Source organism: Rhodonellum psychrophilum GCM71 = DSM 17998, assembly GCF_000381545.1.
GTDB classification, from domain to species: Bacteria; Bacteroidota; Bacteroidia; order Cytophagales; family Cyclobacteriaceae; genus Rhodonellum; species Rhodonellum psychrophilum.
The window spans coordinates 71,035-87,557 of sequence record NZ_KB906678.1 but is presented as its reverse complement, the minus strand read 5'-3'; the positions used below and the strand labels follow the sequence as shown (position 1 = coordinate 87,557).

Genomic DNA, 16,523 nt, shown 5'->3' with positions numbered 1-16,523 from the left:
TCAAAATGCTGTAAATTTGAATTTTAATTCTTGAAATAAACTCTTTAAAATCTTAAATATGTCCGAAATAAAATCAGATAAATTCATCAACTTCAAAGTGAAAGACATTTCACTGGCTGAGTGGGGAAGAAAAGAAATCAGGCTTGCCGAGGCAGAAATGCCAGGATTAATGTCACTTAGGGAAGAATTTGGGCCGACACAACCTTTGAAAGGTGCCAGAATCGCTGGTTGTCTCCACATGACAATCCAAACAGCAGTTTTGATAGAAACCCTTGCTGCCTTAGGTGCAGAGGTAACTTGGTCCTCCTGCAATATTTTTTCAACACAGGATCATGCAGCTGCAGCCATTGCAGCCGCCGGAATTTCAGTTTATGCTTGGAAAGGCATGACTGCCGAAGAATTTGATTGGTGCATTGAGCAAACTATCTTCTTTGGCGAGGATAGAAATCCATTGAACATGATTTTGGATGATGGTGGTGATTTGACCAATATGGTGTTGGATCATTTTCCGGAATTGGTATCTGGAATCAAAGGACTTTCGGAAGAAACCACCACAGGTGTTCATAGATTGTATGAAAGGATGAAAAATGGCACTTTGCCAATGCCTGCGATCAACGTGAATGATTCTGTGACGAAATCCAAATTTGACAACAAATATGGCTGTAAGGAATCTTTGGTGGATGCCATCAGAAGAGCGACAGACGTGATGATGGCAGGTAAAGTTGCTGTAGTCGCAGGTTATGGTGATGTAGGGAAAGGATCTGCGGCTTCTCTCAAAGGAGCAGGTGCAAGGGTGATTGTTACTGAAATAGACCCAATTTGTGCCCTTCAGGCGGCCATGGACGGATTTGCCGTGAAAAAGATGGTCAATGCCATCAGTGAAGCGGATATTGTGGTGACTGCAACAGGGAATATGAATATTATTTCTGAAGTGCATTTTCGCGCCATGAAAGACAAGGCCATTCTTTGTAATATCGGACATTTCGACAATGAAATCGATATGGCTTGGTTGAACAAAAACTACGGACAAACCAAGGATGTCATCAAACCACAGGTGGATCTTTATACGATTGATGGAAAAGAAATCATTGTTCTTGCCGAAGGCAGATTGGTGAACTTGGGTTGCGGTACGGGACATCCTTCTTTTGTGATGTCCAATTCCTTCACGAATCAGACTTTGGCCCAACTTGAGTTGTGGACCAATACGGATCAATATGAGCCAGGCGTTTATGTATTGCCAAAGCATCTTGATGAGAAGGTTGCTGCTTTGCACCTTTCAAAATTGGGTGTTGAATTGGATTTGCTTTCCGCAGATCAAGCCGAGTACATCGGCGTGACTCCACAAGGACCATTCAAGCCAGAATATTACAGATACTAAGATTCAGTGTAAATCACCATAAGTAAAAAGCCTTTGAAGTCTAAAAGATTTCAAAGGTTTTTTTGTGTTCATGCCTCTGCCAATCAATTCCAAATAAAATGGTGTGCCTGATCAATATAAAATAATAGACTGTTATTTTCGGTATTCAAAATCCTGTCCAAAAACAGGGCGAATTGTGGGGTTAAATGGAAGGGGAATCTCCCCGGGAATTATTTCTGTTGCCTCCAATAATCACTTTCCTAATTCTGTTCCCTCTTGCCTAAATACCAAAGTCCGCCCATCGGACAAGGCAATGACAGCTTTTGGTTCACAGGCGCCTTCTTGTTGATATTCAAGATTGTGTCGCAAGGATTGGGTTGGGGTTCTGAATATTTCCCAGTTTTCAAGTCCTTCAGAGGCAAGAACAATTCCCTGTTTCACGCAATTTGTTTTGTAAATACGGGGATTGGTTTGGGTCATCTTGATTTTTCTTCCAGTCAAATTCCTTCCTTCCAGATTTCCCGATGTTTTATATTCCAATAGAGTGCCGTTTTGAAAAGATAACTGATGGCCAAAACTACCAGATATTTTTGTGGAGGAGCCAAATTCATCAATGATCAACATGTCCTCAAAAAGCTCAGTCCTTCTACTCTGAGGGAAGACTCCACGCGTTTGCTTAAAAACCCGGGTTCCTTCTATTTTTGTAGTTCCGATGCTGTATTGATCATATACCATCAGCACATTGCTTTCCAAAACATTGGGTGATAGAAATTGAAGTGTGATCTTTCCGACTCGTTTCAGTTTTTGACTTGAACAATCCACTTGTTTCGAGAAAGTCAATGTAACCAATTTGAGGGTTTCATCTATACCGATAAGCGGGCATCCAGGGACGATAGGGACTTTTGGCAGCGAATCATTTGATTTTAATGTGTCGTTCTTCGCAGTCCTGTATTGGTCCAAAGTCAGGAACGCATAATACAAAGGCTCCTCAAGTGCCAGCGAAACATTGAAAATCTCCTTTCCTTCTACCTGGAGATCGGTGGTGATGTTTCGGTCGATGTCATTCGAACAGGCGGTCGCCGAAACGAGAAGTAAGAGAAAGAGAATGTATTTTAACATATTGGCTCAGTTCAAATGCCAAAGTTAATTCCTTTGAATTATAAAAAAAATGAAGCGGTCTTACCAGACACCATAGTTTTTTTTACCCATTGGATTAACTATCTTACCTTTTTATAAATCCAAAATAATTTGAATTGACAAGATGCTATATACTGAAGGAATGTTAAAAGAAGGCGCTTTGAAGGGCAAGACGATCCTGGTCACAGGGGGAGGAACCGGTTTGGGAAAATCCATGGGCTCGTACTTCTTGAAATTAGGGGCGAATCTGGTAATCACCAGTAGGAAACTGGATGTGTTGCAAGCAACAGCAAAGGAAATGGAAGCCGAATCTGGGGGGAAGGTTTTGGCCTTGGCCTGCGATGTCCGTGAAATCGATCAGGTGGAGAAGATGTGGGCAGACGCAAATGCTCATTTTGGTCAGGTTCATGCCGTCTTGAACAATGCTGCGGGAAATTTTATCAGTCCCACAGAAAGACTTTCCACCAATGCATTCAATACCGTATTGGACATTGTTTTGAAAGGAACTTCCCAGGTGACCTTGACTGCCGGAAAACATTGGATCAAGGAAAAACAATCCGGGACCTTCTTGAATATCGTGACCACTTATGCTTGGACGGGTTCCGGTTATGTCGTGCCCAGTGCTGCGGCCAAGGCAGGGGTTTTGGCAATGACCAGGTCTCTGGCGGTTGAGTGGGCCAAGTATAAAATCCGATCGAATGCCATCGCGCCAGGCCCATTTCCGACGGAGGGTGCTTGGAGCCGATTGCTTCCAGGTGATTTGGTAAAGAAATTTGACCCTGCCAAAAAAGTACCTGTTGGAAGGGTAGGGGAGCATCAGGAATTGGCCAATTTGGCAGCCTATCTCCTGTCTGATTTTTCGGCTTATGTCAATGGTGAAGTCATAACCATTGATGGTGGTGAATGGCTTCAAGGCGCTGGTGAATTTAATAATCTGGATGCAATACCTCAGGAAATGTGGGATATGATGGAGGCTTCCAGGGGAAAAAAGCCATGAGCCCCAAGGTCGTTTGGGGATATTTGAAATCGAAATGGAAGATCAGGAATTTGTAATCCTTCCATTGATCCAAGTCATCGGTCGCCTAGTTTTTGCTGGGTAAGGCGATGGCTTGGTGTTTGTTTCATGCCGCCTTCAGGAATGCTGTCGGGTTTCACTGATTTTTTTTTTGTCGCTTTTAGGTTGTTGAATGAATTCAATATTTATGCAAATGGACTTGAATTGGATAAAAAAACAAATTTCCATAAGAGATTCATTTTGCGGAAAATGAGGCGATTATAATTTTCAACAAAAATTCTATACATTTATCATCACGAACATCATTACCTTTGTTTCGTAAATACATCCATTGAAACAATTTATAAAAATAGCGCTTCTCCTTCTTTTTGTGTTTTTCAACGCAGGACTGAGTTATTCTATGCATTATTGTGGGGAGGATTTTCAGCTTATCAATCTTTACGCAGAAAGCAAGACCTGTTGCCCAAGTGAGGAACCCATGCCAGGTTGTTGTGATGATGTTTCCAATTTAGATCTCCCCAATACAGATCAGCAACAAATCGATTTACTGGATTTCCAGACTTTGCCCATTGCTAGTATCGTCCCGGAGTTTTTTGAATTTCAAATACCTACATCCATAAAGGAGAAAGTTTTGGGTTTTTCTAACTCCTCTCCACCATATCTTCACAAAACACCGATTTATATTTCCATTCAAGTTTTTTTGATCTGATTTTTTCCTTTTCTCTTAAGGATATCTCTTAATTCAATGCATTGAGATTTTCCAACATCGTTTATTCCCTACTACAAGCCCATCGGTTTTCACAACCGAAAAAACCAGGGGAGGCGAGATTCCAAATGAATTTACAGCATAACGGTAAACCATCATGGCTTTGAGGATAAATACCCAATCTGCTTATGGTTACGATTTCTTCTTACATTTCCAAAGTTCAAAGAAATCCCTTGGAATTGCTTTCTTATTTTATCCTTGTTGTTAAAAGCATATGCTAAACGCCATTATCAAATTTTTCCTCGTAAACAAGCTGGTGACAGTGATCCTCTTGGTACTCATTGTGCTTTGGGGAATCGTCGTTGCGCCATTTAAATGGGATACAGGCTTCCTTCCCAATGACCCTGTTCCTGTGGATGCGATCCCGGATATCGGAGAAAACCAACAGATTGTCTTCACTGAATGGATGGGGCGTTCCCCCCAAGATGTGGAGGATCAGATTACCTATCCAATGACCACCGCCCTTTTGGGAATGCCTGGTGTCAAATCCATCAGAAGCACCTCCATGTTCGGGTTCAGTTCCATTTATCTCATTTTCGAGGAGGATATAGAGTTTTACTGGAGTCGGTCGAGGATTTTAGAAAAGCTAAACTCACTTCCTTCTGGCTTGCTGCCTGACGGTGTCCAGCCCAAATTGGGGCCAGATGCTACAGGGTTGGGGCAAGTTTATTTCTATACCCTGGAAGGCCGGGATGAAAAAGGAAATCCCGCAGGAGGCTGGGATTTACATGAGCTTCGAAGCATTCAGGATTTTTATGTCCGCTATGGACTTGCCGGAACCAAAGGCGTAGCAGAAGTGGCCAGTATCGGTGGTCAGGTAAAGGAATACCAAGTCGATCTGGATCCCAGCGCCATGAAGGCCAATAATGTAACGATGATGGAGGTCATGAATGCCATTCGCCAATCCAATTTGGATGTCGGTGCCAACACCATGGAAATCAATCAGGTCGAATACATTGTGCGTGGCTTGGGTTATGTGAAGTCATTGGAGGACATTGAATCCGCCGTGGTCAAGGTCACCGAAAACGTTCCGCTCAAAATCAGGGACATCGCCAAAGTGAATATTGGCCCTGCCAGTAGGGCAGAGCGGGCAATTTTGGACAAAGGGGGAGCAGAAACCGTAGGGGGTGTGGTTGTCGCCCGCTATGGGGACAATCCATTGGAAGTCATCGAGGCGATCAAATCCAAAATCGAGGAAATTTCTCCCGGTCTTCCACGCAAAATTTTGGAAGATGGGACCATTTCCAAGGTTACGATCGTGCCTTTTTATGATCGATCGGGATTGATTAAGGAAACATTGAATACCTTAAGTGAGGCGATCAGCCTTCAAATTCTCATCACGATCATCGTCATCATGGTGATGGTCTTTAACCTTCGTGCTTCGTTATTGATTTCGGCATTGCTTCCCTTGGCGGTTTTGATGTGTTTCATCATGATGAAATATGTTGGTGTGGATGCCAATATTGTTGCGCTTTCCGGTATTGCGATCGCCATTGGGACGATGGTGGATCTGGGGATTATCCTCAGTGAAAATATTCTGCGCCATCTGGAAGAAGCCTATCCCGGCAAATCCAAGATGGAAGTCATTTACGAGGCCACCACCGAAGTTGCCTCCGCCATTGTCACGGCTGTGATGACTACTATTGTTAGTTTTCTCCCGGTATTCACCCTTCAAGCTGCCGAAGGGAAGCTATTTGGGCCTTTGGCCTTCACAAAAACCTTTGCCTTGGTCGCTGCCTTGATTTTTACTTTGGTGATTATGCCGGCTTTTGCCCACTGGTTGTTTTCTTCTCGGATCAAATCCGACAAGCTCAAAGGCAGTTTGAATGGCCTCATGGTTTTGGCGGGAGGTATTCTTTTGTTCTTTTTTCCTTGGGCTGGATTGGTCTTGATCGCCTTTGGTCTGAACTATTTGATCCATGCTTATTTTCCAGAAAAAACCTATAATGGCAGATACAAAGCTTGGGTGGCCGTAGCGATTTCGGTTGTGGCGGTTGCGTTTCTGCTGGCCTATGAATGGAGGCCTTTGGGATTGAGTCAATCTGCATTCACCAATTTTGTTTTCATTGGTCTTGTCATTGGTTTGGTCCTCGGAATATTTAGTCTTTTTATCCGATTTTATGAAAATATTCTAGCATGGTGCCTGGACAATGCCAAAATATTCCTTGCCATTCCTGTATTGATCATTTTTATAGGCTTGAACATTTGGCTGGGATTTGGAAAAATATTTGGATTTGTAGCCACTGGTTTTGACCAAGTTGGAACGAATATTAGAACTACATCGGGATGGTCGAATTTATCCCATTCTTTTCCCGGAATGGGGAAAGAATTCATGCCGGCCTTAAATGAGGGTTCCTTTTTACTGATGCCCACGACGATGCCCCATTCCGGTGTGGAGGCCAACATGCAGACCTTGAAGCAATTGGACATGTTGGTGCAGGCGATCCCGGAAGTGGAGATGGTCGTCGGCAAAGCCGGACGTGCAGAAAGCCCCTTGGATCCGGCCCCGATGTCCATGTATGAAAATATCATCAATTACAAGACCGAATACATCCAGGATACGGAAGCGCGAAAACTCCGGTTCAAAGTCAACCGAGAGGGGTACTATCATTTGAATCTGGAAGGAGAGGAATGGTTTTATGATCGAAAAAATGGTGTCATCATGGATGCCGAAAATTCACCGATGGCTGAATCAACGACCAAATCTATTCTGAGAAAAATAGAAAACCATCTTTTACCCGACCCCAAAAAAGGTCAGTATTTTAGGCAATGGAGGGATCAAATTCAATCTCCCAACGACATCTGGGATGAAATTCAAGCGAAGACTTCCAATCTTCCGGGAGTGACTTCCGCTCCGAAGCTTCAGCCCATAGAGACCCGGCTGGTCATGTTGCAAACAGGTATGCGTGCACCCATGGGGATGAAGGTATATGGTCCCGATTTGGAAACCATTGAGCAATTCAGTTTGAAACTGGAAAATATTTTGAAAGAGGTGCCTTCGGTCAAGGCTGAGGCGGTATTTGCGGACCGTTCTCTAGGCAAGCCTTATCTGGAAATTGAATTGGACAGGGATGCCTTGGGAAGGTATGGACTCAATGTGGCCGATGTTCAAGAATTTATCGAAGTAGCTGTTGGCGGTATGGCCTTGAGTACTACTGTGGAAGGAAGGGAACGCTACGTGATCAGGGCGCGATATGCAAGGGAATTCCGGGATGATCCCGAAACACTGAAACAGATTTTGGTCAATACCCCTATGGGATCCCAGATTCCTCTTGGCCAAATCGCCGAAATCACCTACAGGCCCGGTCCGATGATGATCCGGGGAGAAAATACTTTCCTGCTTGGCTATGTGCTATTTGACAAAAGGGATGGTTTTGCTGAAGTTACCGTGGTGGAAGATGCCCAAAGAATGATCAAGTATGAAATTGAAAATGGTGGATTGGAAGTTCCGGCAGGAGTCAGTTATGTGTTTTCCGGAAGTTATGAAAATCAGGTGCGCGCAGAGAAGCGATTGGCTGTGGTCGTTCCCCTTTGCTTGATTATCATCTTCCTGATCTTGTATTTCCAGTTCAAATCAACTGCATTGGCGCTGATGATTTTCACGGCCATCGCCATGGCATTTTCTGGAGGGTTTTTGATGCTTTGGCTTTATGGACAAGGTTGGTTCTTTGACTTCAATATTTTAGGGACCAACATGCGGGAGCTTTTTCAAATGAAATCCTACAACCTAAGCGTGGCCGTTTGGGTAGGGTTTATCGCCCTTTTTGGGATTGCGACCGATGATGGAGTGGTGATGGGGACCTATTTGAAACAGAGTTTCGACAAAAGACAACCGGAGAATAAATCAGAAATCAAAAAGGCGGTCATTGCCGCAGGTTTAAAAAGAGTAAGACCCTGTTTGATGACCACCGCAACGACTATTCTTGCCCTCTTGCCTATCTTGACGAGTACTGGAAGGGGTTCTGATATCATGATCCCAATGGCGATCCCTGCATTTGGCGGGATGTCAATTGCCTTGGTTTCACTATTCATTGTCCCAGTGCTGTTTGGAAAGTACATGGAGTTCAAATTAAAAAAAGAAGAGTTATGAGACGAATAAAACCAAACGCAATGAAATCCTTCGGTTACTTTGGACTTGCATGGGTCATTTTCCTTTTCGGCTTTAACATACCCGTCGTTGGTCAAACCAAACTGGATACTTATATCCAGTTGGCGTCCGACCAAAATCCTGCAGTGAAAGCTTCCTTTACCCAATATCAGGCGGCTTTGGAAAAAGTGAATCAGGTAGGAAGCTTGTCAAACCCGGAACTGACCATGGGAGTTTTTTTAAAGCCTATGGAAACTTTGATGGGAAATCAGAGGACGGAAATTTCATTGATGCAGATGTTTCCCTGGTTTGGAATGCTGAGGACCCAAAAAGATGAAGCTACGCTGATGGCGCAGGCCAAATACGAGGAATTTAGAACCGGAAGAAATTTGCTGGTTTACCAGGTGAAAGCTACGTATTACCAAATTCACCAATTGGAATTTGAAATGAAGGCCAATAGGGACAATTTGGAAATCCTTCAAACCATGGAGCGCTTGGCCATCATCAAATATCAAGGAGGGAATGTGGGACAAGCCGCCGCATCGGTTTCTGGGGCGGTCAAGAAAGCAGATTCCAGCGTGGGCAGCACTTCCGGATCTGGAATGGGGATGGGTGGTGGTGCGGCAAATGCCCCTGCCTCCAGCTCATCCTCCTCTACGGGAATGACAAGCATGGGGGCGAGCAGTGGTTCGGGGAAGTTGACGGATGTCCTTCGGCTGCAGATCCAGATCAAGGCATTGGAAAGTGAGTTGAGACAGTTGGAAGCCAATCGCCCTCCTTTGATCTCCAGGTTCAATTCTCTCCTCAATCAGGCGCCCAAGACGGTAGTTGAGCTGGAAAGCGAGATGTTAGCCAAGGTTTTGTCTCTCGATGCGGAAGCCTTTCTGGATAGTGTCTTGGTGAATAATCCGATGGTGAAAATGCTTGAGGCCGAAGGTCTGGCTTATCGCAAGCAAGCGGAAATGGCTAAATTGGAGGGAAAGCCAATGTTTGGTTTAGGGGTCAATTATATGGTTTTTACACCCCGACCCGAATCGGGAACAATAGGGGGGATGGATGGAATGGGATATATGCCCAGTGGAATGGGCCAAAACATGGTCATGCCAATGGTTACCTTAAGTCTTCCCATCTATAGGAAAAAATTCAAGGCAATGGAAAAGGAAGCTATTATTTGGAGGGAATCCAATGCGCTTCAAAAGGAAGATATCGAAAATACCTTGACGGTACAGGTGGAAGAAATCACCAAGGATATTCGGAATACGGAACTGAGGGTGGAATTGCTAATGGAGCAGATAGCATTGACCCAACAAACACTGGAAATCATGATCACCGCCTATGCGACCGAAAGCAGTTCCTTTGAGGAAATTCTTACGGTCCAGAGGGAACTGCTGGATTATCGGTTGAGCCTCGCCAATACGATCATCGAACAGTATATGGGCTATGCAGAAATCGAACAATTATTGGGCTATTGATTGAATAAATATTATTAAAAACCGAAATCATGGTAAATCAAAAAAATATTATAGTGATTGTCCTGGGCTGCCTTTTTTTTGGCGGAGTTATTGGCTGGATGATCCGGGGAAATGGTGGGGCCGAAACCCACGAGCATATCGCAGAAGATGGAACAGTATATACTTGTTCGATGCATCCACAGATCCGCCAGAATGAACCCGGCCAATGCCCGATTTGTGGAATGGCGCTTACTCCTTTAAGTCAAGGAGCATCAGGAGGAGATCCTTACATTTTTGAAATGACAGCTGAAGCAGCGGCCCTCTCCAACGTGATGACTACTCGGGTAAAATCGGGGAATGCGGAAAATCAAATTCGTTTGACCGGTAAAATCAAAGCGGATGAACAGCGCATCTATAATCTCGCCGCAAACTATTCCGGACGCATCGATCAATTGTATGTGAATTTTACCGGTCAGGAAATCAAGAAGGGGCAGAAACTGGCCACAATCTATTCCCCTGACTTGGTGAATGCCCAGAAAGAACTACTGGAAACCGCCAAAATGAAAGCTTCCAATCCGCTGCTTTATGAAGCGGCGAAAGAGAAATTGAGATTATGGAAAATGTCTGATGCACAGATATCAGCGATGGAGCAAAAAAACGAGGTTCAGACCCAATTCGATATTTTTTCTGAGGCTTCCGGAGTGGTTGTTTCCAGAAATATCTCCATGGGGGATTTTGTCAACAGAGGGACAGTTTTGTTTGAGATTGTGGATTTGAGCAGTGTTTGGGTTTTGCTGGATGCTTATGAATCGGATTTGGCGGCGATCAAGGTGGGAGACAATGTGATCTTCACATTACAGGCAATTCCGGGAAGGGAATTTCCAGCCAAGGTTTCCTACATTGATCCTATGTTGAATCCCAACACCCGAACGTTGTCCATCAGGGCAGAAGCAAAAAATACGGGGATGTTGCTTAAACCCGAAATGTTTGTCAATGGATTGATCAAAACTTCTGGCGTGGAAACAATGGGCGGATTGATAGTGCCCAAATCAGCGATCCTCTGGACAGGGAAGCGGTCGGTGGTGTATATCCAAAAAGGAAACAAAGAAGCGCCCGCTTTTGAAATGAGGGAAGTGACTTTGGGACCGAGGGCTGGAGAAAGTTATCTGATTGCTGCGGGATTGGAAGAAGGCGAGGAGGTAGTGACCAATGGTGTTTTTTCCATTGATGCGGCAGCGCAATTGGGAGGGAATTACAGCATGATGGGCAAGCCTGTTTCTAAAACAATTCAGGTTCCTGAGGCTTTCAAAAATCAATTGGGGGAGGTTTTGAAAACTTATATTCTTCTAAAGGATGTCTTGATCCAATCGGATCCTAGAGCAACGCAGACCCAAGCGGACAAGTTTTTGACAAATTTGCTCAAAGTGGAGATGTCCTTGTTGGAAAAAAATGCGCATGATGTTTGGATGCCGCTTTTTGGTGGGTTGAAAACCAATTTGGAAAATTTGAAAAAAAGTGATGATTTGGCAACCCAAAGAATTTTTTTTCAAAAAATATCGGATGGCATGATTGAATCCGTCGATTATTTCGGGGTAACTGAGGCTTCAGTCTACAAGCAATATTGTCCGATGGCAGACAATGACAAAGGTGCTTATTGGTTGAGTTTGGAAAAAGAAATCAAAAACCCATATTTTGGCGCGGCAATGCTGACCTGTGGGGAAGTGAAGGGGGAGTATAAGGCGGAAATGGATCGGGCAAAACCCAAAAATGTGGCGCCAATTCATCTACATTAAATTATTTCATCCCTATTGAAAGAACTGGAGCTGTAGATACTTTTTTTAAGTACCTCATCCAGTTTTTTCGCTTCTTCTTGGATGAGGTGAAGGTATCCAGAATTTTCATCGTTTTGCATTTTGGGGTCCATCACTTCTAAAATCCCCATAATATTGGCAAGTTTGGAGCGCATCATGTGTGACTGGTTGAAGGTGAGGTCCTTTAGGAATTTGCTTTGCTTTTCCAATAGCTCTTCGGATTTTTTCTTCTCGGAGGTATCCAGAAAGCATCCAATCATGGTGAGTGGCTTTCCATCAAGAGTCCATTTGATGACTTTTCCATAACCTATCACCCAGAAATCTTTCAAATCCAATGATCGGACCCGAAATTCACAATGAAAGGGGGTTTTGCCAAAACTTTCGAAATGCACCTTAAGCCGTTCTCGGACCTTTCTTTTATCAGATGGATGGATATGTTTTTGCCATTTGATGTCACTAAGGCTATCCGTTCCTTGTTCATATCCCAGCATGGATTTGAGGGAATAACTGAGGTGATCTTGGGAATCCTTTAAGTTCCAAATCCAAAAACCCATCAGGTTGTCTTCGAACAAACCTTCCATAATTTCATTTTTGACCTGATGCTCATGAATGAAATTCGGGAAATCTATATTTTTTTCGTTCGTTTTTTGAATATCGTGCCCAATTCCCAATACTTCAAAGGTGCCTAACTCATTTTTAGAAATAGAAAATTCCCAATGGGTCCAGTGAAAATCAATCCCCTCGGAATTGATTTTCCTTAAATCAAGGTTAAATCTGGTTTTGTTATTTTCTTTGGCTTCATTCAGCAGCAACTGAAAGTTTGAAAAATCCTTATGAAAAATGTATTCTGAAATGCAATGCCCTTCAAATGAATCAGTGAGGAAGGATAATTGATTTCTCCATTTGTCATTGGATAAAATTATTTTATCTTCTCCATTCAATTGGACAAAGTAAAAATAATCAGAACCCATCAAGGGTTTTAGGTTTGAAGCCAAAAGAGTTGAATTATTCTCCACCAGGCAAAATTATAAATAATTTTGCAAAAATTTCCATAAAATGCGTATTAAATAATTTGTAATACATAAAAATGGGTTTAAAATAAAAACACCTTGTCAAATATGGAATTTAGCCATGCATTGAACCGAAAGGAATTCGGTTCGGAAGAAAATCTCGGAAATGTATTGAATGATGCAGAAAGCATGTCATTACTGACCGATTGGGTGAAAAATGAGAAGTTGGTTTTTCACATGAAGCAAGTTGGGCATCTCATGAAGGCCTATGCAATATTCAAGGGATACGATGCTGAGACGCAACACATGTGGTATTTGTCCGGATTGCTGCATGATGCCGATTGGGATCAATGGCCGGATCATCATTGTCGAAAAATCATTGAGGAATTGGAGGCACGGAAAATTGATCCCCGGATCATCAAGGCGATCGCAAGTCATGGTCCGCGATATTTTGGTGTTGATCCCACTACGGAAATGGACAAGATGTTGTATGCCTTTGACGAATTGTCAGGATTTGTCCATGCTTATTCTATCATGCGCCCTCAGGGGTATGAGGAAATGGAAGTAAAGGGAGTTAAAAAAAGGCTGAAGGATAAGGCTTTTGCCGCCCAGGTAAGCCGGGAAGATATTGCCGATGCAAGCGAAAGGGCCGGGATTTCGGTCGATGAACTGATAGAATTTGTGGTCAAAAACCAGTTGAGAAAGTAGCTTGTCCTCCCAAAAACATTTTCCTTTCTTAAATTGAATGGGAAAGAAAAGGAGGGCTTGGTAATCCAAGCCCTCCTTCTGTCTAAAACTCGTCTTCTTCGTCTTCTTCAGATCTTTGGGCGACTTCCAAATCATCCTCATCTTCTGCTTCCGATTCTTTTTGGAGTCTGGCACTTTCCAATTCAGCCCTGTTTTGGTCTCTTCTCTCTTGCTCAGCTTTAACCTCACTCACTGGACGGAGATTGGCGCCTGGAGGCGGCAATAATTCTTCGTCCTCCTTCTCATAAGGGAAAATTTCCACAATTGGGCTTTCCGCGATTTCCGGCACACGGAAAGTCACCAACATATTGTTCAAGCTCTCAAAAATCCTTTCATGGGCTTCTTTTACATCATGGGCAGTGACCAACATAAATTGTGTTACTTTTTTCTCTTTGCCGCTGTCAGCATCTGTCACCAAATAGGTGATTTTGCATTTGTGCCAAACATCGATATCTTCATAATAGAAAACGTCCACAATATTGCTTTTGCTGATATTGGTCACTTGGAAGTCTCCGCGAATGACCGATCCCAGCATGTCGTATATTCTTGCTTCTGCTTCCGTGAAGGATACGGCATCTACAAGATATTGCTCGGAAACATTTTTGAGCAGGCCTTGCTCATTTTCTTTGGCATATTTTACCTTACACAAAAACCAGGTTCTCATTATTGTCTTTATTTAAATTTATCCTTGCGAAGGTAACGACTATTGGCAAAAGTGCCAATGCATTTTATTATTTAAGGAAATTGTTCGCAATCATAGCCTTTGGCTTCCGACTTGGCAAAAATGGAGCAAGAATCTTTTTAGTTTCTGAAAATCTTGTATATTATCCAAGAAATATTTACAGATGTGGTTTAAGATCTTTTATTCTTTTCCAGTGCAATTGCTCCTCCTTCATTTAAGAAAGGATTTGCTCCTAATTCTTCCTTGGGCATTGCTGACATTGATTGTCATCCAAAAATTCGGGACCGTTCTGGGTATTCCGTACTTGATGTTGGATCCGGAATACTTAAACAGCGTTTCCTGGAAGGGCTTTTTTTTGGTAGGAATCGGTTTGGGTATTTTTACCATGTCCTTTCATATGACCACTTATATCCTCCATGGAGCCAAATTCAAGTTTCTGGCCGTAGTGCCGAGACCTTTTATCCAATACACGATCAATAATTTCATTATCCCGCTTTTATTTTATGTTCTGTACCTCTATTGTTTTATAGATTTTCAGCTGGACAATGCGCCGGAGAGCAACTGGCATGTCTTCCAGTATTTTCTTGGATTTGCAGGAGGCACGCTGCTTACCTTTTCCTTGATCTTTCTTTATTTCGGCATAACCAATAAAAACTTCTTTGTGCTTTTTGCCGATTCACTTGAAAAGCAACTCCGCAAGACCAAGATTCCAAGGGCGCACATGTTGCGGCAAATAAAAGACAGTAAGAAAATCCAAGACAAAGTGGAGAACTATCTGTGTTATGACTTTACTGTCAGGGAGGTTCGGAAGGATCTTTCAAGGTTTCAAGGACAACAATTGTTGCGGGTTTTTGACCAAAACCATCTGAATTTGTTCATTATTCAAACTACTTTGATCGGGGTAATCTTGTTCTTGGGTTTCTTCAGAGAAAATACATTTTTACAAATCCCCGCTGCGGCAAGCGGAATCTTGCTTTTTTCGGTAATGACCATGTTGGTAGGTGCACTGGTCTTTTGGCTTCGGGAATGGTCGATTCCCGTCGTGATTTTAGGTGCTTTGGTTATTAATTTTCTGTCAAATTCCGATTTGTTCAATAGGCCCCACACCGCTTTTGGTTTAAATTACGATACGATTCCAACAACTTATAACCTCAACCATCTCAATGAACTTCTTCACCCAGACACGGTGAAAAAGGATAGAGAATATACCATTCAAATTTTGGACAATTGGCGGAAAAAATTTCCTGAAAACCAAAAGCCAAAAATGGTCATGCTGACCACCAGCGGAGGGGGGCAAAGGGCCGCACTGTGGACACTTAAAGTGCTTCAAAAACTCGAGGAAACGACCAATGGGGAATTGTTTAACCATACCCAGCTTATCACAGGTGCTTCAGGAGGGATTATAGGCGCCGCGTTTTTCAGGGAACTTTACCTCTTGTCAAAGGAAGACGATTCCATCGATATCCTCGATCCAATCTACCTGGATCAAATGTCTTCCGATAATTTGAACCCCATTATATTCACTCTTTTGGTCAATGACCTTTTGATAAGAAATCAATATTTTGAATACAATGGCAGGAGATATTTGAAAGACCGAGGTTATGCCTTTGAGAACCAATTGAACATCAATACCAAGGGGATTTTGGAAAAACCCATTTCTGCTTATTTAGAACCAGAATACAAAAGCCAGATTCCCATGATGCTGATCACTCCTCTGATTATCAATGATGGGAGGAAATTGATCATATCTCCCCAATCCATGAGCTATATGGGTGTATCTCACCTGCCAGAAAGAGAGGGTAGTGAAAAAAGCCAATCGATAGATTTTCAGCGCTTTTTTTATGATCAAGACGCCCTAAACCTAAGGTTTATCAGCGCCCTTCGGATGGGTGCGACTTTCCCTTTCTTCACGCCTAATATACAGCTGCCTTCCATTCCGACCATGGAAACCATGGATGCTGGATTATCAGACAATTTTGGGATTCAGGATGCATTGCGTTTTATGTACGTTTTTGAGGATTGGATCAAGGAAAACACGTCTGGTGTCACCATGATTTCCATTAGGGATTCTGAAAAAGCCAAGGAAATCGACCCCAAATTGAACCCGACCATTATCCAGAAAATTTTCACACCCCTAAAAAATATTTACATCAACTGGGACAAAGTACAGACCATCAACAATGAAACCTTGTACAATTACCTTCGTGAAACACTTGATTTTGAATTGAATAGAGTTGAGTTTGAATATTCTACCATTCCTTTTCTGAAACAAAGTAAGCCTGTCGAATCATCCACTGATGTTAGCCTGAAGGATTATGAATCCCAAAGAGCATCACTCAACTGGCGCTTGACGGCCAAGGAAAAGAAAACCATCCTTGACAACATAAACAGCTCCAAAAACACAATTTCCCTTCAGAAAATAAAGGAAATAAAATGGCTGGTGCCAAAGGAATAACAACT

Annotated in this window: 11 protein-coding genes; 8 read left to right on the top strand and 3 right to left on the bottom strand. The window is 42.9% G+C overall.

Going from position 1 to position 16,523, the window contains the following annotated elements:
• Positions 1-58: 58 nt before the first annotated feature.
• Complete coding sequence (ahcY, locus tag F824_RS0110995) at positions 59-1,378, top strand: adenosylhomocysteinase (protein ID WP_019597944.1); 1,320 nt, start codon at positions 59-61, stop codon at positions 1,376-1,378.
• A gap of 231 nt (positions 1,379-1,609) precedes the next feature.
• Here the strand turns inward: ahcY and F824_RS0110990 are convergent, their stop codons facing one another.
• A complete protein-coding gene (locus F824_RS0110990) occupies positions 1,610-2,476 on the bottom strand; it encodes a hypothetical protein (protein WP_019597943.1) in 867 nt (288 codons plus the stop codon).
• Positions 2,477-2,618: 142 nt separating this feature from the next.
• Between F824_RS0110990 and F824_RS0110985 the strand changes: the two genes are divergently transcribed.
• The 5 genes from F824_RS0110985 (at position 2,619) to F824_RS0110955 (ending at position 11,606) form a co-directional block, all read left to right on the top strand.
• Complete coding sequence (locus tag F824_RS0110985) at positions 2,619-3,491, top strand: SDR family oxidoreductase (protein ID WP_026333644.1); 873 nt, start codon at positions 2,619-2,621, stop codon at positions 3,489-3,491.
• A 349-nt stretch (positions 3,492-3,840) separates the two neighbouring features.
• Positions 3,841-4,218, top strand: coding sequence for an HYC_CC_PP family protein (locus F824_RS0110975; RefSeq protein ID WP_026333643.1), 378 nt, complete (start codon positions 3,841-3,843; stop codon positions 4,216-4,218).
• Positions 4,219-4,489: 271 nt separating this feature from the next.
• Positions 4,490-8,365, top strand: coding sequence for an efflux RND transporter permease subunit (locus tag F824_RS0110965; RefSeq protein WP_019597938.1), 3,876 nt, complete (start codon positions 4,490-4,492; stop codon positions 8,363-8,365).
• Complete coding sequence (locus F824_RS0110960; protein WP_019597937.1) at positions 8,362-9,834, top strand: TolC family protein; 1,473 nt, start codon at positions 8,362-8,364, stop codon at positions 9,832-9,834. The genes F824_RS0110965 and F824_RS0110960 overlap by 4 nt, the downstream gene beginning before the upstream one ends.
• Before the next feature lie 29 nt (positions 9,835-9,863).
• On the top strand, positions 9,864-11,606 hold the full coding sequence (locus tag F824_RS0110955; RefSeq protein WP_019597936.1) for an efflux RND transporter periplasmic adaptor subunit: 1,743 nt from the start codon (positions 9,864-9,866) through the stop codon (positions 11,604-11,606).
• On the opposite strand, the gene F824_RS0110950 is transcribed toward F824_RS0110955, so the two are convergent.
• Complete coding sequence (locus F824_RS0110950) at positions 11,603-12,619, bottom strand: PAS domain-containing protein (RefSeq protein ID WP_236613159.1); 1,017 nt, start codon at positions 12,617-12,619, stop codon at positions 11,603-11,605. The genes F824_RS0110955 and F824_RS0110950 overlap by 4 nt on opposite strands.
• Before the next feature lie 123 nt (positions 12,620-12,742).
• Here F824_RS0110950 and F824_RS0110945 point away from each other — a divergent pair, with 123 nt between their 5' ends.
• The gene (locus tag F824_RS0110945; protein ID WP_019597934.1) at positions 12,743-13,342 is read left to right on the top strand and encodes a hydrolase; all 600 of its coding nucleotides are present in this window, start codon (positions 12,743-12,745) and stop codon (positions 13,340-13,342) included.
• 82 nt (positions 13,343-13,424) lie between these two features.
• Here F824_RS0110945 and F824_RS0110940 read toward each other — a convergent pair whose 3' ends face one another.
• Positions 13,425-14,045 carry a DUF4494 domain-containing protein gene (locus tag F824_RS0110940; protein ID WP_019597933.1) on the bottom strand — a complete coding sequence of 207 codons (621 nt, stop codon included), beginning with the start codon at positions 14,043-14,045 and terminating at the stop codon, positions 13,425-13,427.
• A 181-nt stretch (positions 14,046-14,226) separates the two neighbouring features.
• Here F824_RS0110940 and F824_RS0110935 point away from each other — a divergent pair, with 181 nt between their 5' ends.
• Positions 14,227-16,518 (top strand): patatin-like phospholipase family protein, encoded by a 2,292-nt coding sequence (locus F824_RS0110935; RefSeq protein WP_019597932.1) that lies wholly within the window; start codon positions 14,227-14,229, stop codon positions 16,516-16,518.
• The last annotated feature ends 5 nt before the right edge of the window (positions 16,519-16,523 follow it).